General features: G+C 64.1%; 16 protein-coding genes. 7 read left to right on the top strand and 9 right to left on the bottom strand.

The genetic code is table 11. The features are described from left to right. Positions 1–218 precede the first annotated feature (218 nt). Together BQ8482_RS34125 and BQ8482_RS34120 are read left to right on the top strand one after the other, a co-directional pair. The gene (locus BQ8482_RS34125) at positions 219–2,873 is read left to right on the top strand and encodes a hybrid sensor histidine kinase/response regulator (RefSeq protein WP_123151570.1); all 2,655 of its coding nucleotides are present in this window, start codon (positions 219–221) and stop codon (positions 2,871–2,873) included. Next, positions 2,870–3,583 carry a response regulator gene (locus BQ8482_RS34120; RefSeq protein WP_123151569.1) on the top strand — a complete coding sequence of 238 codons (714 nt, stop codon included), beginning with the start codon at positions 2,870–2,872 and terminating at the stop codon, positions 3,581–3,583. The genes BQ8482_RS34125 and BQ8482_RS34120 overlap by 4 nt, the downstream gene beginning before the upstream one ends. A gap of 242 nt (positions 3,584–3,825) precedes the next feature. Here BQ8482_RS34120 and BQ8482_RS34115 read toward each other — a convergent pair whose 3' ends face one another. Beyond that, positions 3,826–4,524 (bottom strand): cation diffusion facilitator family transporter, encoded by a 699-nt coding sequence (locus BQ8482_RS34115; RefSeq protein ID WP_123151568.1) that lies wholly within the window; start codon positions 4,522–4,524, stop codon positions 3,826–3,828. Positions 4,525–4,567: 43 nt separating this feature from the next. Between BQ8482_RS34115 and BQ8482_RS37920 the strand changes: the two genes are divergently transcribed. Beyond that, complete coding sequence (locus BQ8482_RS37920) at positions 4,568–4,765, top strand: hypothetical protein (RefSeq protein WP_133254889.1); 198 nt, start codon at positions 4,568–4,570, stop codon at positions 4,763–4,765. A 196-nt stretch (positions 4,766–4,961) separates the two neighbouring features. Here the strand turns inward: BQ8482_RS37920 and BQ8482_RS34110 are convergent, their stop codons facing one another. The 5 genes from BQ8482_RS34110 to BQ8482_RS34090 all read right to left on the bottom strand — a co-directional run bounded on the left by BQ8482_RS34110 (position 4,962) and on the right by BQ8482_RS34090 (position 11,736). After that, entirely contained in the window at positions 4,962–5,831 is an 870-nt protein-coding gene (locus BQ8482_RS34110) for a patatin-like phospholipase family protein (protein WP_123151567.1), read from the bottom strand. A 20-nt stretch (positions 5,832–5,851) separates the two neighbouring features. Beyond that, entirely contained in the window at positions 5,852–7,102 is a 1,251-nt protein-coding gene (locus BQ8482_RS34105) for a M16 family metallopeptidase (RefSeq protein WP_425294163.1), read from the bottom strand. A gap of 301 nt (positions 7,103–7,403) precedes the next feature. Continuing rightward, a complete protein-coding gene (locus tag BQ8482_RS34100) occupies positions 7,404–8,768 on the bottom strand; it encodes a M16 family metallopeptidase (RefSeq protein ID WP_123151565.1) in 1,365 nt (454 codons plus the stop codon). A gap of 285 nt (positions 8,769–9,053) precedes the next feature. Next, positions 9,054–9,608, bottom strand: a complete 555-nt coding sequence (rsmD, locus tag BQ8482_RS34095; RefSeq protein ID WP_123151564.1) for a 16S rRNA (guanine(966)-N(2))-methyltransferase RsmD — start codon at positions 9,606–9,608, stop codon at positions 9,054–9,056. Further along, positions 9,589–11,736, bottom strand: a complete 2,148-nt coding sequence (locus tag BQ8482_RS34090; protein WP_123151563.1) for a pseudouridine synthase — start codon at positions 11,734–11,736, stop codon at positions 9,589–9,591. Before BQ8482_RS34090 ends, rsmD begins: the two co-directional genes overlap by 20 nt. 176 nt (positions 11,737–11,912) lie before the next feature. Between BQ8482_RS34090 and BQ8482_RS34085 the strand changes: the two genes are divergently transcribed. After that, the gene (locus BQ8482_RS34085) at positions 11,913–12,365 is read left to right on the top strand and encodes a nucleoside deaminase (protein ID WP_123151562.1); all 453 of its coding nucleotides are present in this window, start codon (positions 11,913–11,915) and stop codon (positions 12,363–12,365) included. 133 nt (positions 12,366–12,498) lie between these two features. Here the strand turns inward: BQ8482_RS34085 and BQ8482_RS34080 are convergent, their stop codons facing one another. Continuing rightward, entirely contained in the window at positions 12,499–13,176 is a 678-nt protein-coding gene (locus BQ8482_RS34080) for a hypothetical protein (protein ID WP_123151561.1), read from the bottom strand. A 191-nt stretch (positions 13,177–13,367) separates the two neighbouring features. Next, the gene (gene ileS / locus BQ8482_RS34075) at positions 13,368–16,352 is read right to left on the bottom strand and encodes an isoleucine--tRNA ligase (protein ID WP_123151560.1); all 2,985 of its coding nucleotides are present in this window, start codon (positions 16,350–16,352) and stop codon (positions 13,368–13,370) included. 58 nt (positions 16,353–16,410) lie between these two features. On the opposite strand from ileS, the gene BQ8482_RS37915 reads away from it, so the two are divergent. Genes BQ8482_RS37915 through BQ8482_RS34065 form a run of 3 tightly spaced genes read left to right on the top strand, consistent with a single transcriptional unit; the run spans position 16,411 to position 17,523 of the window. Beyond that, a complete protein-coding gene (locus tag BQ8482_RS37915; RefSeq protein ID WP_133254888.1) occupies positions 16,411–16,659 on the top strand; it encodes a hypothetical protein in 249 nt (82 codons plus the stop codon). A 3-nt stretch (positions 16,660–16,662) separates the two neighbouring features. Continuing rightward, positions 16,663–17,085: a type II RES/Xre toxin-antitoxin system antitoxin gene (parS, locus tag BQ8482_RS34070; protein WP_123151559.1), complete on the top strand. Its 423-nt coding sequence runs from the start codon at positions 16,663–16,665 to the stop codon at positions 17,083–17,085. Positions 17,086–17,088: 3 nt separating this feature from the next. Next, a complete protein-coding gene (locus BQ8482_RS34065) occupies positions 17,089–17,523 on the top strand; it encodes an RES family NAD+ phosphorylase (RefSeq protein ID WP_123151558.1) in 435 nt (144 codons plus the stop codon). A gap of 3 nt (positions 17,524–17,526) precedes the next feature. Here the strand turns inward: BQ8482_RS34065 and BQ8482_RS34060 are convergent, their stop codons facing one another. Continuing rightward, positions 17,527–18,339, bottom strand: coding sequence for a MipA/OmpV family protein (locus BQ8482_RS34060; protein WP_123151557.1), 813 nt, complete (start codon positions 18,337–18,339; stop codon positions 17,527–17,529). Positions 18,340–18,366: the final 27 nt, after the last annotated feature.

Raw genomic sequence — 18,366 nt, 5'->3', positions numbered from 1 at the left:
CCTGCTGCCGATTTCGGACTGGTTCGACACAATTGAAACAATAGAAGCCGGGAAACCCGGCTCACGGCATCATCGTGAAACATCCACGCGGTATCTGTCCAACGGCGCGGGCAGATGGCCGGGCAGGCCGGCTTGACAGGCCGCGGGCCGTTCAGTCCACTGGCCCGCACGGGAACAGCAACCGTCGTGACGGCGCATCCGTCTGTGGAGATCTCGCCGTGCCGACCTCCTCGAAGCTGTCCAGGCATTACGCGTTGCTGATGGCGGCCTGCGTTTTGCCGCTGCTCGTGCTTGTCGCCGGTATTGGCTTCTATCAGTCCTACGCCCTGCAACAGTCGTTTTTTCCTTACGCGCTCATTTTGGTCGGATCGCTTGTCTGCGTATTCGCTTTGCACGGAGTGCTTCTGAGAGAGATCGTCGTTCCTGCGACCTCGCTCGTCGACCATATCCGCTCCGGCGCCGCCGGCGAGCCCGGGGCCACCGTCAAAACCTCGGCGCTTTGGCAGCCCTGGATCGACATGGTCTCGAGCATCTTTGCCGAAAACCGCACGGCCCTGCGCGAACTGGCCGACAGCGAACAGCGCTACCGCAATGTTGTCGAGGCACAGACGGAGTATATCATCCGGGTCGCGCCGGATGGGCGCATGAGCTTCGCCAATGACGCCTATTGCCGCCTTGTCGGCAAGACACGCGAAGAGTTGCTCAGCCCGGACTGGCACTATTTCAACTCGTTTTCCGCCGATTTCGGCAGCTTCGACGAGATCATCGGTCGAGTGACCCCCGAACGGCCTGTCTGCGAAGTGGATGAGGCCGGCGCCCTGAGTGATGGCCGCGAGGTCCATATCCATTGGACCGATCGCGGCATCTTCGACGAAAGCGGCAAGCTCATCGAAATACAGTCCATCGGACGCGATGTTGCCGAACAGAAACTCGCCCGTCAGGCACTCGAGGCCAGCGAGCAGCGCTACCGCAGCGTGGTCGAGCTGCAGACCGAGTTCGTCGTCCGGATGTCGCCGGAGGGTCATTTGAGCTTCGTCAACGACGCCTATTGCCGGGCGTGCCGGATGACGCGCGAAGAGCTTCTCGACCCGTCCTGGTGCGAACTCGATGTGCTGCCGCCCGACGAAAGGCGCAGGTTCCTGGATCACCTTGCCCGCCTCACTCCGCAAGCGCCGGATGCCAGCATGGAACTTCTCAATGCGATGCCGGATGGCGCGCGCAGATGGCTCGCCTGGAACGATCATGGCATTTTCGACAGCGAGGGGCGCCTTGTCGAAGTGCAGTCCGTCGGCCGCGATATCTCGGACCGCGTCCTGGCCGAGCAAGCCAGGCTGGAAGCCGAGAAGCTGTTGGCCGAAAGGGAGGCGCAGTTTCGCGCCGTCGCCGAAGGCGTGCCGCTGCCGATCATCATCTCGGCACTTGATGGGCCCGAAATCCTGTTCGTCAACGAGCCGGCGCGCAAGACGCTCGGCGTCGAGGTCGGCCAGATCGGAGCCGAAGCGACGGCGACCTGGGAGGATCTCTCTCGGCGAGATGATCTCCTGCGGCTTTTGCTGAGAGATGGAATTGTCGATGCATTCGAAGCCGGCATGACCAATATGCAGGGCTCAAGAATGGATACGCTGGTTTCGGCACGGCTGATCACGCAGGCCGGCCGTTCGGCCATGCTTGCCGCCGTCACCGACATCACCCGCCAGCGCGAGGCCGAGGCGGAGATCGCTAGCCAGCGCGAGACGCTGTACCAGTCGGAAAAACTCGCCGCTCTCGGTTCGCTGCTGGCCGGCGTGGCGCATGAACTCAACAATCCGCTGTCCGTCGTCATCGGCTACAGTTCGATGCTGAAGGAATTCTCGACGGACAAGGCGACCGTGGGACGCGCCGACAAGATCCATGCGGCGGCCGAGCGATGCTCGCGCATCGTCCGCACCTTTCTGGCTATGGCCCGCAAGAAGCCGCCGACAAGGGGCGCCGTCGACATCAACGAAGTCGTCGTCGCTTCGCTGGAACTTGCCGCCTACAGCCTGCGCTCGGCCGGGATCGAGATCCGCACCGAACTGGCGGAACCGCTTCCCAATATCTGGGGCGACAGGGACCAGCTTCATCAGGTGGTCACCAACCTGGTGGTGAACGCGCAGCAGGCTTTGCTGCAGGTTCCGCACCCGCGGCGGCTGACCATCGTCACCACCGGGGAAGACGATGCCGTCGAGGTCGTTGTCGCTGACAATGGTCCGGGCATGCCGGAGACGGTCCGCGCGCGTGCTTTTGAGCCTTTCTACACGACCAAAATGGCCGGCGAAGGCACCGGGGTCGGGCTATCTGTCTGCCAGGGCATCGTGACGGCGCACGACGGCAACATAGAACTGGATTCGACGGAGGGCGGCGGTGCACGGTTTACGATCCGGCTTCCGAGCGGTCGAGCCGAGACGGTTCCTGCGCCCGAAGCTGCAGGCAGGATGCCGCCCACGCCCTCGGCCGCACGAATTCTGGTGGTCGACGACGATGCCGACATTGCCTCGATGATCGCCGAGATGCTGCGCCGCGATGGCCACGACGACGTCACCATCGCCGACGACGCGAATGCTGCCCTCAAAGCTGTGCGCGAGGGAGGAATCGACCTTTTGATCAGCGACATACGCATGCCCGGCCTCGACGGCCCCGGCCTCTACCGCGCGCTGGAACAATTGCGCCCCGGGCTCACTCGCCGGCTGCTGTTCGTGACCGGCGACACGCTGGCACCCGAGATTGACCGCTTCATCGGCGAGACGGGCGCGCCGGTGATCGAGAAACCGCTCGATCCACAGACCTTTCGCAGGCTCGTGATGGAACGCCTAAGGGCGATGAAGACCAGCGCAATGGAAGAGGCCGAAGCGTGACAAAACAGAAATTGCTCATCGTCGACGACGAAGCGCCGTTGCGCGAGATGCTGTCGGATTACCTGCTCGCTCACGGCTTCGATGTCCGTTCCGTTCCGGACGGGACGGGAATGCTGACCGAGCTCGATCGCTTTGGCCCCAACCTGGTCATCCTCGACGTCAATCTCGTCGGCGAAAGCGGCTATGATCTCGCCCGCGAAATCGCCAGACGCAGCCGCACGGGAATCCTGATGCTGACCGCAGTCGGAGACCTGCCGCATCGGCTCGAAGGTCTTGCCGCAGGCGCCGACGACTATATGGCCAAGCCGTTCGAGCCACGCGAGCTTCTGGCGCGTGTCAGAAGCGTCATCCGGCGCTTGGGCGAGGAAGAGCGGACGCCGGAAAACCGCATCCGTTTCGGCGGCTGCATCCTCGATATGGACGGCCGCACGATGGTCGACCCTGACGGCGCCGACGTGCAGTTGACGTCCATGGAATTCGACCTGCTGTGCGTCTTCGCGCGCCATCCCCGGCAGATCTTGTCGCGCGACCAGCTGTGCAGGCTGGCCCACAACCGCGACCTCGAGCCGGGCGACCGGAGCATCGACATCCGCATCACGCGACTGCGCAAGAAGTTCGAGACCGAACCCGACGCTCCGGTGGTCCTGGTGACGGTTCGCGGCGAAGGCTATGTCTACGAGCCTGCTTACGATGAGGCACGGCGCCGCTAGAAGAAGATGCTCAGGGAAGATGGTGAGGGCCAAAAGGGCCAGGTGAGGTGCTGCCCCTACTGTTCAACGCAGCAGCGCCCGAATATTACGGCATGGATCAATCCATGCCGTTACAGTGGCCGAGGAGTGCAGCGATCCGGCGACTGATTGCGCGCCACTCCTTGGCTCGACCTGAATCTCAACAGAACAGAAGAGGCTAAGGCCTCCAGCCAGGACGGATCAGAGCCGTCCATTGCCTCGCCTTACGCGATCGGCTTGCGCGCCCGGCGATATTCCCGTCGCAGGCTTCGCACCGTGTCCCGCACGACGGGAATGGTCCAGCGCGCGGTCATTGTCGCGATCAACAGCCCGGCAATCGGATCGATGACGCGGGCAACCATCGTGCCTTGCCAAATCATCGCTGTTGCGAGCGACGCGGCGATGAGCAGGTTCGACGAGAGCTTGTCCGAGAACAGGCAGATTTGCGCGCGGGCCAGCGCGGAGGCGGCAAGCCTGTTGCGGGCCTTCCATCGGCGCAGGATCCAGAAATTGACCACCGCATAGGCCAGGTTCAGGTTCATGGCGAGAAAAACGCCTTGGCCGTGGGGTTCGACACCGCCGGCCGCGATCCGCTGGACCGCGATGCTGGCGACGACAGCCATTGAAAGGCACATGCCCAGCGCAGCGAATGCGTTGGCGAGCGTCTCGGCCAAGGCCGCCTGACGCTTGCGACCGATGCCCTCGCCCTTGCGTCCGCCAGCCACGATCGCGACGGTGACCAGCACCAGCATGTCCATCAGCGTCAGTGCGAGATCGGCGCGGATGGTCAGCGACGTCGACGTCGCCGCCGCGTATGCCGTCAAGAGAAGCCCCGGAGTGCCCGCCAGCACCGCCAGGCGTGCGGTCCGCGCCGCCGTCGCCTCGCCGTTCGATCGTTCGTTGGTTTTTCGCAGAGGTTGCATCGCCAGAAATCTCCTCGTTTCTGGCGTCACCGATGAGGCAGGGATGTTGCGCGGATTTGCCGATTTGCCGGCTGAAGGTTTCCTTTGTGTCGTCGAGCCGTGTGTGCACGGCAATTGTCGTCATTGGGGCGTGCAGGCGGCGTGGGGTGCGGACGGTGCGCTTTGCGTCAGCCGCACCGGAATGCCCGACCTGCTCTCGATGGAAGGGCTGGCGGCGGTCTGTCCGGGTGTGCGGCAATAGCCGCGAACAGCGGCCTGCGAAAACCATGCCGGGGCGCTGATCCTCAATCGTTCGATCGACCCGCGCACGGTTCAGGCCGCGGCGGAATAGTCATACCGCGGAAGGTCTACTGGGCTCGTCGGAGTGCGAATGCTCCAGATGATCAAAAGCTTGCGCTCGTTGGATTGAGGCCGCCAGGCGTCAGACTTTCCGCGCCTCACCCACCCACGCGCTTGGTGCGCTTGCCCGTGTCGACCTTGGCGCGCGCCTCCACCGCCTTCTCGATCTCCCGCTTCAGCTCGTCTTTGATATCAACCGTTTCGGCCATCAAGGCGTCGATCTTCATGAAATCGAGCACGCGGTATTTCGACACCGCCGGCCTGACCAGTATGTCCGGCTGGCATTGCCTCAGCTTGGCGGCGATGATCGACTGCATCATCAATTGCGTGGCGCCGAACATCAGGTCGACGGAGGTCGGGTATTTGCGCCCGCCTTTGGTCGGCGCGCCAACGACGTCGACGGCGATGATGATGTCGGCGTCGTGCTCGATCAGGTCGAACGGCACCGGATTGTAGATGCCGCCGTCGATCAGCAGCCTGCCGTCGCGCATCACCGGGCGGAATACCGCGGGAATAGCCGCAGAGGCGGCAAGCGCCGAATGCAGGTCGCCGTCGCTAAGCACGGCGAGCTTATGGCCGAAGAAATCCGTCGCCGTCACCTTCAGCGGTATTTTCAGCTCGGCAAAGCTTTCGGGTATGGCGTCGGGCATGAATGCCTTGAGGATGCGCTCGACATTGAACTGGGTGACACGCAGCCCGCCCTGCAGCGCCTCGGCAAAGGTGCCTGGCCGCGCCCGCCACATGCGCGCCGCCACCTCGGCGCGGCGGCCGAGGATCGAGCGCATGTAGTCGTGAATGTCGCTGCCGGCCATGCCCGAAGCCATGCCGGCGCCCATGATGGCGCCGATCGATGAGCCTGATATCGCGACCGGCCTTATACCCAGCTCGTCCAGCGTCTCGATGACATGGATATGCGCCAGCCCGCGCGCGCCGCCGCCGCCGAAGGCGATGCCGAAGCTCGGGCTCATCCCTTGCCCCCCATTTGGGCTCACTCCTGCTTGGCTTCGCCGTGCTTCGGCCCGACGATCATGATGGCCGGCTCGGCGGAGAGCAGTTTTTTTGCCGCCGCCTTGACCTGATCCAGCGTCACCGCGTTGATGAGGGCGGCGCGGCGCTGCATGTAGTCGATGCCGAGCTTGTCGAGCTGCAGTTCGAGCAGCGTCGCGGCGATGGCGCCGGAGGAGTTCAGATTGTTGATGGCATAGGCGCCGATCAAGTATTTCTTGGTCGCCGCCAGTTCCGCTTCGGTCGGCCCCTCCTGCGCCATGCGCTTCACCACCTCGCGCACGACAGCCAACGTCTCCGCCGCCCGGTCCGCGCGGGTCGCCGTGGTGATGGCCAGGGCGTTGGCGTGCTGGTGGTCGACCAGGTCGGAACTGGCGCTGTAGGCCAGGCCGCGTTTTTCGCGCACCTCGTCGAACAGCCGCGAGGTGAAGGCGCTGCCGCCGAGGATCTCGTTCATTAGCACCGCGGCGAAGAAATCCGGCGCACTCCGCTTGACGCCGGAATAGGCCAGTTGCAGCCAAGTCTGGGGCTGGTCGTAATTGACCTCGAGCTGCTGGTTGAGTTTCGGATCGACATCGGCGACGGGCGCGAGCGCCTGATGTTGCGGCAGGCCGCCGAAGACCATATCGAGCTTTTTCTTCAACGTCTCGGCATCGATGGCGCCGACCACCGCCACATGCAGGCCATCGCGAGCAAAGTTCGCCTTGTGAAAGGCGATAAGATCGTCCGGCGTGATCGTGGCGATGCTTTGCCTGGTGCCCTGGTCTGGCCGCGCGTAGGGATGGGTGCCGTATAGTGCTTCCAGCCATTTGCGCTGGGCGAGCGTGTCGGGGTCAAGCTCGTTGGCGATGATGCCGGACAGGACCTGGGCGCGGATGCGGTCGATTGGCGCCTGGTCGAAACGCGGCTCGGTGACTGCCAGCCGCAACAGGTCGAACGCCGCGTCTCGCTGCTCGGCCAGCATGCGCATCGAGCCGTAGGTGCCGTCGCGCGCCGCCTCGAAGCTCATCTCGGCGCCGACGTCGTCCAGCTTTATCTGGAAGGCCTCGCTGTCGAGATTGCCGGCGCCCTCGTCGAACAGGTCGCTCATCAGATTGGCAAGCCCTTCCTTCCCGGCGGGATCCTGCGTCGTGCCGCCGTCGAAGACGAAGCGGATAGCGACCAGCGGCACGGAATAATCCTCCACCAGCCAGGCGGTGATGCCCTTTGACGAGGTCACGTCCTGGATGCTCATTGCCGCGCGAGCGGAAAGCGCCGGCAGGACGAGGAAGAGCAATGAGAGGAACAGGGTGGCCAAAGGGGCTATGCGTGACCTTCCCTTCTCCCCCCGTGGGAGAAGGTGGCCGAGCCCACGGGTCTTGCCTCCGGCAAGCCCGAGGACAGGCTCCGCTCGGTCGGATGAGGGGTGTTCCAGCTTGGCACCGATGGCGCTCCGGCCAACACCCCTCATCCGTCTTGGCGCTTCGCGCCAATCCACCTTCTCCCACAAGGGGAGAAAGCAAAACGCGCCGCTATGCTGGTTCCTCGTCATCACATCAATTCCCTGCCTGTGTCTGCGGCAAGAGATAGCCTGATGTCGAATGGTTGAGATTGAGATAGCGCGCGGCAACGTCCCTGACTTCGTCGGCTGTGACCTTGCGGACGCGGCCCGGCCATCCCTCGACGTCCCGGACGCTGCCGCCGGTGGCGAGCGTCGCGCCGTAGATGTTGGCCATCGAATCCTGCTTGTCGCGGGCAAAGATCATCGAGCGGACGAAACGATCCTTGGCCTTCTCCAACTCGCCTGATGTGACGCCGTCCTTGGCGATGCGGGCAACCTCGACCTCGATCGCCGCCTGGACATCGGCCAGCTTGGCGTCGCCGCGCGGCGCGCCATAGACGGTGAAGTTGGTGGCATCGAGCATGGTGCCCTGGAAGAAGGCGCCGGCCTCGGCGGCAATGCCCTGCTTGACGACAAGCTGCTGGTGGAGCCGGCTGCGGCTACCGCCGCCGAGGATCTCCGCCAGCAGGTCCAGCGCTTCGGCTTCCCCCGGCTTTGCAGTGTGATAGGAGGGAACCACCCATTGCGTCGAAAAGTTCGGCACGCTGACACGCGCATCAGTGAGCGTCACCGTGCGCCTGGTGTTCTGCTCGGGTTCGACCGGACGGATGCGCGGCGGCAGGTCTGGACCACGCGCAATCTTGCCGTAGGTCTTTTCGGCCAGCGCCTTGACCACCTCGGGGTCGACATCGCCGGCCACCACCAGCACGGCGTTGTTGGGCGTGTAATATTTGTCGTAGAAAGCCTTGGCGTCGGCGCGGTTCAGCTTCTCCATCTCCTGCATCCAGCCGATCACCGGAATGCGATAGGGCTGGTTCTGCCAGAGCGTCGCGTCGACCTCCTCGCCGAGCACCGCCTGCGGATTGCTGTCGATGCGCGAGCGGCGTTCCTCGAGGATCACGTCGCGCTCGGTGGCGATGACGTCGTCGTTGAGGATGAGGTTGCGCATGCGATCGGCCTCGAAATCCATCATCTGCTCGAGCGCTTGCGGCACCACCGCCTCGTAAAAGGCGGTGTAGTCATAAGAGGTGAAAGCGTTGTTCGAACCGCCGATGGCGGAGACGGCGCGGTCGAACGCGCCGGCCGCCTGATTGGTCGTCGCCTTGAACATCAGATGCTCGAAGAAATGGGCGATGCCGGATTTGCCGGGCGGCTCATCCGCGCTGCCGATCTTGTACCACACCATATGGGTGACGATCGGCGCCCGGTGATCGGGAATGACGACAACCTCCATGCCGTTGTCGAGCAGGAAATTCGTCACCTTGCCGTCGTCCGGCTTGTTGTCGGCCAGAACCGGGCCGGTCATCACGAGAGCCAGCGCCAAGAGCGTTCCGCGCAGCCATTCAGCCTGAGATGTCATCAATGGCTCCGGTTGTCATGGGGTGGGACGATAGGCGGGGGTGTTGCCACAGGCAAATTGATTTGTTGGTCATTTTCGAGGCGCTCTGTTCCTCGCCCCGGCGAAGCGGGGGAGAGGTGGCTCGGCGAAGCCGAGACGGAGAGGGGGTCTGCGCCGACAAACCGAGGAGGAGCTGACTTGAACGTCTCGAATGGTGGAGGGTCGCACAACCGTCCCCCTCTCCGGCCGCTTCGCGGCCACCTCTCCCCCAATGAAGGATTGGGGGCGAGCAAGCGCCCGCCGCGATCACCCAACCTCGATAAACCGGATGACCGTCTCGCCATAGCTGCGCTCGTCGACAACCGAAAAGCCCGGCCCTGCCTCGAACGGCGCCACTGCCGCCTCCTCGACGACGCAGAGCGCGCCGCGGGCGAGCCAGCCGCCGGCCTTGGCCGAACGCAAGGCACGCTCGCCCAGGCCCTTGCCATAGGGCGGATCGGCGAACACCAGGCTGAACGCGGCCATCGTGCCCGCCTCGCCCAGAGCCGTCGCTTCGCGACGGAATATCTTGGTACGCCCGGTGAGGCCGAAGGCCTCGACATTGGTGCGGATCAGGCCGCGCCCTTCCGCTGATTCTTCGATGAAGACGCCATAAGATGCGCCGCGTGACAGCGCCTCGAGGCCGAGCGCGCCGGTGCCGGCGAACAGGTCGAGCACGCGCGCGCCGACCAGCCTATCGGGAAAGCGATGCGCCAGCACGTTGAAGACAGCCTCGCGGGTGCGGTCGGTGGTCGGACGGATGGCGCTTGAGCGGGGCGTCGCCAGCGGACGCCCGCGAAACTCACCGCCGACGATCCGCATTGCCTCCCCTTGATCCCTTGGGACCACTGCGCGGCCGGTCGCCGCCTTTGCCGCCGCTATCACTGCTGCCCGAATTTGGGCGTTCGCCACGCGGCTTGCCGAACGGCTTTGCGCCTCCGGCTTTTCCCCCTCCCGGTTTTCCATGGGCGGGCTTGCCATAAGACGGCTTGAACGAAGCCTTGCGTTCCTTGGCTTCGGCCGCCTTGGCGGCATCCGCGTCCGCCCTGCCCCTGCCGATCGGCCGCGCGCCCGGCGCCATCCAGACATTGGCCTTGCGCTGGCCCGGCGGCTCGATCGGGCGCTGCTCGCGTTCGGACTTTTTCCCGCCGCCCGGTTTGCCGCCAAAGCCGCCCGGCCCACTCCGTTCAGATTTGGGGCCGCGATCGCCAAAGCCGCCGCGTTCGGGGCCGCTGCGTTCAGATTTGGGGCCACGCTCACCAAAGCTCTTTTCCGGCCCAACGCTTCTGCCGGGACTTGTCGACAGCTTGCCCAGCGCCTCGTCGCGGCTGCCTTCGCGGCGTTTGCGGTTCTTGATCAGCCCGCCTTCGCCGATCGGACGGCGTTCGCCGTCGCGGGTGAACTTCGGCCGCTCCGGTTCCTCTTCCCGCACCGCTTCGCGCCGCACCGGCCTGTTAGAAAACGGCTTGGTGATCTCAGCGTCGAAATTGGCGCCGGACTCCTCGACCAGGCGTTCGCCGAGCTGGTCGCGCAGCACGCGGCCCTTGATCTCCAGCACATGGCCCTCGGGCAGGTCGTCGAGCTGGAACGGCCCGTAGGAAATGCGGATCAGCCGTGTCACGTCGAGACCAAGCGAGCCCAGTATATTCCTGACCTCGCGGTTCTTGCCTTCGCGCAGGCCGAGCGTCAGCCAGGCGTTGGTGCCTTGCTCGCGGTCGAGCGTCGCCTCGATGGCGCCGTAGAAGACGCCGTCGACGGCAATGCCTTCGCGCAAGCCGGCGAGCGCACTTTCCTCGACCTTGCCGTGCACGCGCACGCGGTAGCGCCTGAGCCAGCCGGTCGCCGGCAGTTCGAGCACGCGCGCCAGCCCGCCATCATTGGTGAGCAGCAGCAGGCCTTCGGTGTTGATGTCGAGCCGGCCGATGGTCATCAGCCGCGGCAGGTCGGCCGGCAGCACGTCGAAGACGGTCTTGCGGCCCTCGGGATCACGGTTGGTGGTGACGACGCCGGCCGGCTTGTGGAACAGGAACAGCCGGGTGCGCTCGATCGGTGGGATCTCCATGCCGTCGAGATGGATGATGTCGCCGGGCATCACATTGAAGGCGGGCGAGGACAGCACCCTTCCATTGACCTTGACGCGGCCGGCCGCGATCAGTTCCTCGGCATCGCGGCGCGAGGCAAGGCCGGCGCGGGCCAGCCGCTTGGCGATGCGCTCGCCTGGCTCTTCCGTCGCTTCGGCCGGACGTGGACGCGGCTTGAAACCGCCGCCCGATGCCCCTTGGGCAGCGCCAAAATCGCGCTTGGGCCGATCGCCGAAGTCGTGCTTGGGACGGTCGAAGCGCCTTTCGCTGCGCTCGCCTTCGGCAGCCGTCGGGCGGTCGCCGCGCGGCGCGTAGGGCTTGCGCGGACCTTCGCGCTTCTCATAAGGCTTGCCTTCCGGACGCGGCCCTTTGCTGAACGGCCTGTCGCCGGCCTTGAAGTCGCGCTTCGGCCGCTCGCCGTCGGCCGCCATCGGCCGGTCGCCGCGTGGCGCATAGGGTTTTCGAGGCCCCTCGCGCTTTTCATAAGGCTTGCCTTCAGGGCGCGGCCCCTTGCTGAACGGCCGGTCGCTACTCTTGAAGTCGCGTTTCGGCCGCTCGCCGTCAGCCGCCATCGGGCGGTCGCCACGCGGCGCGTATGGTTTGCGCGGCCCCTCGCGCTTTTCATAAGGCTTGCCTTCAGGGCGCGGCCCCTTGCTGAACGGCCTATCGCCGCTTTTGAAGTCACGCTTCGGCCGCTCGCCGTCAGCCGCCATCGGACGGTCGCCACGCGGCGCGTAAGGTTTTCTTGCGCCGAAGGACGGCTTGCCGCCCTTGCCGGCAGCGGCATCGCGACCACGCGGGCTCGACGGTTTCGGGCCGTTCTTGCGCGGGCCCTTTTGGCGCGGGAATTTCTTGTCTTTGTCGTCCATGTGGCTTTTGCTCGTTTGCACTACAGCGCCGCGCGTCCGTACGGACGCGCAAAGGACGCTGTAGGACTTTGATTTGGCGCATGATCCCCTCCGAAACCGATTCCGGTTTTCGGGGTCATGCGCTAGATAACAGGATCACGCCGGAGTAGCGAGGAGATAATAGGAATGGAAACCGCTTGAAGCGGCCGGATTTCATGGCGCTGGCGCTGAAGGAGGCCGAAGCCGCCGCCCTGCGCGGCGAAGTGCCGGTCGGCGCGGTCATCGCCAGCGGCGATACGGTCGTTGCCAGTGCCGGCAACCGCACCCGCGAGCTTTCCGACCCCACCGCCCATGCCGAGATGCTGGCGATCCGCGAGGCCTGCCGCAAGCTGTCGAGCGAGCGGCTCACCGGCCACGATCTCTATGTGACGCTAGAGCCCTGCGCCATGTGCGCCGGCGCCATTTCCTTCGCCAGGCTGCGCCGGCTCTATTTCGGCGCCGCCGACGAGAAGGGCGGCGCTGTGGTCAACGGCGTGCGCTTCTTCGCCTCACCGACCTGCCACCACGTGCCAGACATCTATCCAGGCATGGCCGAGAGCGACGCAGCGCTGCTTCTGAAGGATTTTTTCAGGGAGCGACGCGAACCGTAGCGTCGGCAGCTTTCCCCTAAAGCGCGTCGCGTTTGACCGGCCTCATGCGACGCGCTTTAGGTTGCCGTTTTATGCATGTCGTTATCGCAAAACCGCTGCACACTTTTGCGCGACATGCATTAGCGCCGGCAGCTTACCACGGCAGCCAGTCGAACATGCCGCCGCTCTTGTTCTTGGCGGCCGCTTCCTTCTTGAGGCGGCGTTCTTTCTTGTACTCGTCCTCGCCGAGGTCGTCGACCGGCGCGGTGCCGGCAGCGGCGCGATATTGCACCGGCGGCTCGCTCAGATATCTGCGGGTGTTCGGGTCACCCTGCTTTTGTTCGGCGAGGCGGCGCTTGACCTCGGCGGCGCGGCCCTTGTCCGAATCCGCCGGCTTCCAGGCCGGCGGATGACTGGAACCCGACTCCTTCAATGCAGCCTTGATCGCGGTTGGATCCGTCTGCACGTCATCGACGATCTGCGCCTGGTAGGACGGATCGTCCTGATTGAGCGTGGCCTCGGCACGCAGGCGAGCGCGGCGTTGCTCGGGCGATTCCGGCCAATCGGCGCTTGCCGTCGCGATGCTGTCCTGCGGCGGCGGCAGTTCCTTCTGACCCGGCGCCGGCTTCACCAGTTCGGGGCGCGGCTTGTAGTCGATCTTTTCCTTGTTCTTCGGCGTGACGGAAAAAGCGCTGGTGAGATCGCCGGCAAGCTGGGCGGAGGCGGTCTTGTCGGTCCCGTAAGTCGGCGAGCCCATGCAGCCGGTCAGGGCCAAGCCGGATACGACAAGCGGCGCCAGCAGCGCAACGCGCGCGCAAGTTCTTTCGGTCATGCCAAAAAGTCCCACTCTAGACAGCCTCTCGATCGCCACCGGCCAAAGGTCCGGTCCCCATCGCCTATGCTCTTCCGACGGAAATCCGGCGACAATTTGTCGTCCGGAGTTTCGCGTGTTTACCTCAACCACTCGTTAAGGGCAACGAGCGGGGGCTGATCAGCCGCCCGCCGTGGCATTTGTGCACCGCCTTATATACGACCAAGCGCCTTCAATTCATGCAGAACCGCCGCGTCCCGCGCGGAAACGTCGGGGAATTCCCTGTCCTGCCCGACATCGGCCGTGTAGCGCCATGAGCGCGCGCATTTGACCAGGCCCCGGTCCTCGGCCTTCTCGATCACCACGGCGACGCCCTTGACTTCGTCCAGCGTGAAGGCACCAGAAGGCGCGTTGCCCTGCGCAATGACCAGATCGCTGGTGATCGCCATTTCGGCCATGTCGACATCTGATATCGCTGCTTCGAGCGCCGCATCGTCGAGCGTGACGACCGGCACCGCTTCCAGCGACGACCCGATGACCTTCTGGGCGCGTGCGATCTCCAGCGCGCCGGTGACGACACGGCGAACCTGCCGCACCTTGCGCCATTTTTCCGCCAGCACCTCATTCTTCCAGTCGACGGGGATTTGCGGGAACTGGTCGAGATGTACCGAAACGGCGTCCGGATGGCGATCGAGCCAGGCCTCCTCCATGGTGAAGGGCAGCATTGGCGCCAGCCATTTCACCAGGCAGTCGAACAGATGGCGCACCACCTGCACGGACGCCTTGCGCTTCACGCTGGACGGCGCTTCGCAGTAGAGCGCGTCCTTGCGGATGTCGAAATAGAAGGCTGACAGCTCGACCACCATGAAGTCGAGCAGCGTGCGGGTGATGCGCTTGAACTCGAAGGCGTCATAGCCCGCGCGCACGATTTCATCGAGTTCGGCGAGCCGATGCAGCATCAGCCGCTCCAGCTCCGGCATCTTATCCAGCGGCACTTCCTCGCCATCGTCATGAGCAAGCGTGCCCAGCATCCAGCGGATGGTGTTGCGCAGCTTGCGGTAGGCGTCGATATTGGTCTGCAGCACGTTCTTGCCGAGCCGCTGGTCTTCCCAGTAATCGGTCGTCACCACCCATAGCCGCAGGATATCGGCGCCCGACTGCTTGATGACATCCTGCGGCACCACGGTGTTGCCGAGCGACTTCGACATTTTCCGTCCCTCCTCGTCCATGGTGAACCCATGAGTGACGACGGTGTCGTAAGGCGCCCTGCCCCTGGTGCCGCAGCTTTCAAGCAGCGAGGAGTGGAACCAGCCGCGATGCTGGTCGGAACCTTCGAGGTAAAGGTCGGCCGGCCATTTCAGGTCCGGGCGATCCTCGAGAGTGAAGACATGGCTCGAGCCGGAATCGAACCAGACGTCGAGGATGTCCATCACCTGCTGCCATTTCGAAGCATCGTGGTTGCCGAGGAAACGCTCCTTGGCGCCGGCCGCGAACCATGCGTCGGCGCCCTCCTTCTCGAAGGCGTCCACGATGCGCTGGTTGACCGCCTCGTCGTGCAGAACATTGCCGTCGGCATCGGCGAAGACGGCGATCGGCACGCCCCAGGCGCGCTGGCGCGACAGCACCCAATCGGGACGCTCCTCGATCATGGCGCGAATGCGGTTCTGGCCGGCGGCCGGCACGAAGCGGGTGTCGTCGATGGCCTTCAAGGCACGGCTGCGCAGCGTCGTGCCGTCGCTCAGATCCTTGTCCATATAGACGAACCATTGCGGCGTGTTGCGAAAGATGATCGGCTTCTTCGATCGCCACGAATGCGGATAGGAGTGCTTCAGCCGCCCGCGCGCGAACAGCGCGTTGCGCTTGATCAGCTCGTCGATGACCGCCTGGTTGGCATCGCCCTTCTTGCCGTTGTCGTCGATGACGCGCGCCGCTCCGCCCTCGCGGTCCGCGCCGAAGCCCGGCGCGTCCTTGGTGAAGAAGCCGGCATCGTCGACAGGAAACGGGATCGCCGTGTCGATGCCGCGTTGGCGCAGTTCCGACGCAGCGTCCGTCCAGGCGTCGAAGTCCTCGCGGCCGTGGCTAGGCGAGGTGTGAACGAAGCCGGTGCCGGCATCGTCGGTGACGTGGTCGCCGGCGAGCATCGGCACGGGGAATTCGTAGCCGCCGTTCAAACCGTTGAAGGGATGAGAAAGCGTAAGGCTTCCAAGCTCTTCGGCCGAAACGTTACGGAGACGATTTATCGTCACTTTGGCTTTGACCGCAGCCTCTTCGGCCAGCGCGTCGGCAAAGATCAGCTTTTCGCCAGGTTGCGGGCCGAAAGCATTCTCTGCTGCCGTGACCTCGTAGAGGCCATAGTTGATGCGGGGCGAATAGTTCACGGCGCGGTTGCCGGGGATGGTCCACGGCGTGGTCGTCCAGATGACGACGTGGGCCTCCAGCAAGTCCAGTGACGTCTGCGTCAGCTTTGGATCCAAGGCTGGCTGCCCATCTTCGACGTTGGTGACCTGACGAGCGAGGCTGACGACCGGAAACTTCGCCCAGATCGTATCGCTGTCGTAGTCCTGGTATTCGACCTCGGCCTCGGCCAGCGCGGTGCGCTCGACAACGCTCCACATCACCGGCTTGGAGCCGCGATAGAGCTGGCCGGACATGGCGAATTTCAACAGTTCGCCGGCGATGCGCGCCTCGGCACGGAACGCCATCGTCGTATAGGGATTGTCGAAGTCGCCGACGACACCGAGCCGCTGGAATTCTGCGCCCTGCACCTTGATCCAGTGCGCGGCGAACTCGCGGCATTCCTTACGGAACTCGTTGACCGGAACCTCGTCCTTGTTCTTACCCTTGGCGCGGTATTGCTCCTCGATTTTCCATTCGATCGGCAGGCCGTGACAATCCCAGCCGGGCACGTAGTTCGAGTCGTAGCCGCGCATCTGGAACGAGCGGGTGATGACGTCCTTAAGGATCTTGTTCAGCGCGTGGCCGATGTGGATGTTGCCGTTGGCGTAGGGCGGGCCGTCATGCAGCACGTATTTTTCGCGGCCGGCGGCGTTGTCGCGCAGCTTGCGGTAGAGGTCCAAGTCCTGCCAGCGCTTGACCAGCAGCGGCTCCTTCTCGGGCAAGCCGGCGCGCATCGGGAAATCCGTCTGGGGCAGATAAAGCGTTTTGGAATAGTCGATCGTTTCAACAGTGTCGGTCATTGGGGTATCGGTCATTGGTCTGCCATATGCATTGCCCGGCGGCAAAAGAGCCCGGGCGTTGAACTATCATGATCTGGAAAAAGCGCGAGAGGCCGCGCGCAAAATTCCCGGCGGCTCCGGCGGCGGTCAGGCCGCCCGGAACACCGGGCTCGTAATTCGTATCGTCAGCGCGAAAAGGCGCGAAAAGCTCGTCATGGCTGGGCTTTTAACCGAGACAGGCGATATTGAAAAGCCCCGAACTCTAGTGGTTTCCTTGCATCATGTGCCAATTGCGCCTACATCTTTGGGCATATGGCAGCGGAGCTAAAACATGTCCAGCTTGCACATCAAGGGTCAGCCGAGCCCAAATCCAAAGGCCGAGCGTATCGGCGCCGCAATCCCGGACACCGCAACGGAACGGTTTCTCGTTCATGTCACCAGGGTCGAAGGACTTCGCCAGCGTGGCTTCAGCAATGACGAAATCTATAGGATCGTCGGCCCGCGACGGACATTGGCGCGCCGCAGGGAGCGAAACGAGACACTGACGATCGCCGAGTCCGACCGCGTCATGCGGCTTGAACGGATTTCGACGATGGCGGATCGGGTTTTCGGTAATCACGAAAAAGCGCAGCGTTGGCTGCGCAAGCACAGCAGGGTGCTTAACGAGACACCGATCAACCTCTTGCAGTCAGAAACGGGTGCAGCGCTGGTGGAAGAAGAGCTCCATCGCATCGACCATGGCATCTTCGCCTGACATATGCGGCTCTGGCGCATTTCCGGCTACGCCGACCTGCTGGGTGTCGGTGGTTTGGTCAGCGGCGGCCGTTGGCATGCCATGGGAACACCAATTGTCTACTGCGCCGATCACCCGGCCACGGCACTTCTCGAGATACTTGTGCATGTCGACGCGGAAGACATGCCCCAGACCTATCAGCTTCTGGAGATCGAAATGCCGGATGACGTTGCCATCACGTCTCCTGGTTTGCCTGATGACTGGAAGGACGATCTGGCCATGACACAACGGCTCGGGACGAACTTTGTCGCTGCTGCCACCCACGCCGTCATGGAAGTTCCTTGTGCAATTGTCCCGTTCACAAGAAACTATCTCCTCAACCCGGATTTGCTGGCCCGCGACTGCATCCGTATCGTTGGGGTCACGAACCGTCCGGTCGATACGCGATTGCTGGGATAGCACTCACATCGAGAATTCGAAGCGATACGTCGTCGAGACGCCGATCATGAACTGATCTCTTGAGCCGCGCTCCTTGACCAGGCTGGAATCGGCTGCCGGGCCCATCAGGCGCGAATATTCGCCGAACAGGCTGGCCGTCATCGGCTCGGTCACTTTCCAGGTCACCGCGCCGCCGAGGCCCGCCGACTTCACGCCGCCGCCCGGACGGTATTGGCTGAGGCCCGAAGCCACGGCTTCCTCGGCGTTAACGCCGTAATAGGCGTCGAAATAGTCCGACGAGGCGAACGAAACGCGCGGCCCGCCCGAAATTCTGACGTCCGGCGTCACATCATAGAAGGCGTCGGCGGCGATGTCGGCGACAAAGCCGCTATGGGCGCGAATGCCATGCCGCAGGTCGGCGCGGGCGCGCAACCAGTCAAAAGGATAGAATTCGAAGAAGCCGCCGGCCTCGCCACCCCAGCGCACCGGGTCGAGGCCTTTCAGCTCGTCGGCGTCGTCGCCATCGCGCGAAAACAGCAATTTTCCGGTCAGGCCGGCGCGGAGGCCGCCGTCGTCGATCAACCCCAGCGAAATGTTGTCGTTGCGCGAGGTGAAGCGGGCCGCAGGACCGGCCTTGCCGAACGAGATGATCGGCGAGGCGCTGAGCAGGTACTTCTTGCCGCCCTCGAAGTTCGGCGCGACCATGCCGGTGGCGCCGACCGTCAAATACCAGTCGCCGGACAGCCAGCCCAAGGCGCCCTCGCCGGCTTCGGCGGCACCGGGCGCGCCCAGCATGAAGCTGGCCAAGGCCACCTGAAACACCCTGACAGAACGCATCGTCACTCCATGCGCACAAAACACAGG

It is taken from the genome of Mesorhizobium delmotii (genome assembly GCF_900149755.1).
Lineage (GTDB): Bacteria > Pseudomonadota > Alphaproteobacteria > Rhizobiales > Rhizobiaceae > Mesorhizobium > Mesorhizobium delmotii.
This window is presented reverse-complemented; position numbering and strand designations above follow the sequence as displayed.

Excerpts from the sequence above, each read along its gene's own strand:
- BQ8482_RS34115 (WP_123151568.1), bottom strand. The coding sequence starts at position 4,524 with ATGCAACCTCTGCGAAAAACCAACGAACGATCGAACGGCGAGGCGACG.
- BQ8482_RS37920 (WP_133254889.1), top strand. The coding sequence starts at position 4,568 with ATGTTGCGCGGATTTGCCGATTTGCCGGCTGAAGGTTTCCTTTGTGTC.
- BQ8482_RS34110 (WP_123151567.1), bottom strand. The coding sequence starts at position 5,831 with ATGAGCCCGAGCTTCGGCATCGCCTTCGGCGGCGGCGGCGCGCGCGGG.
- BQ8482_RS34105 (WP_425294163.1), bottom strand. The coding sequence starts at position 7,102 with ATGAGCATCCAGGACGTGACCTCGTCAAAGGGCATCACCGCCTGGCTG.
- BQ8482_RS34100 (WP_123151565.1), bottom strand. The coding sequence starts at position 8,768 with ATGACATCTCAGGCTGAATGGCTGCGCGGAACGCTCTTGGCGCTGGCT.
- rsmD (WP_123151564.1), bottom strand. The coding sequence starts at position 9,608 with ATGCGGATCGTCGGCGGTGAGTTTCGCGGGCGTCCGCTGGCGACGCCC.
- BQ8482_RS34090 (WP_123151563.1), bottom strand. The coding sequence starts at position 11,736 with ATGGACGACAAAGACAAGAAATTCCCGCGCCAAAAGGGCCCGCGCAAG.
- BQ8482_RS34080 (WP_123151561.1), bottom strand. The coding sequence starts at position 13,176 with ATGACCGAAAGAACTTGCGCGCGCGTTGCGCTGCTGGCGCCGCTTGTC.
- ileS (WP_123151560.1), bottom strand. The coding sequence starts at position 16,352 with ATGACCGACACTGTTGAAACGATCGACTATTCCAAAACGCTTTATCTG.
- parS (WP_123151559.1), top strand. The coding sequence starts at position 16,663 with ATGTCCAGCTTGCACATCAAGGGTCAGCCGAGCCCAAATCCAAAGGCC.
- BQ8482_RS34065 (WP_123151558.1), top strand. The coding sequence starts at position 17,089 with ATGCGGCTCTGGCGCATTTCCGGCTACGCCGACCTGCTGGGTGTCGGT.
- BQ8482_RS34060 (WP_123151557.1), bottom strand. The coding sequence starts at position 18,339 with ATGCGTTCTGTCAGGGTGTTTCAGGTGGCCTTGGCCAGCTTCATGCTG.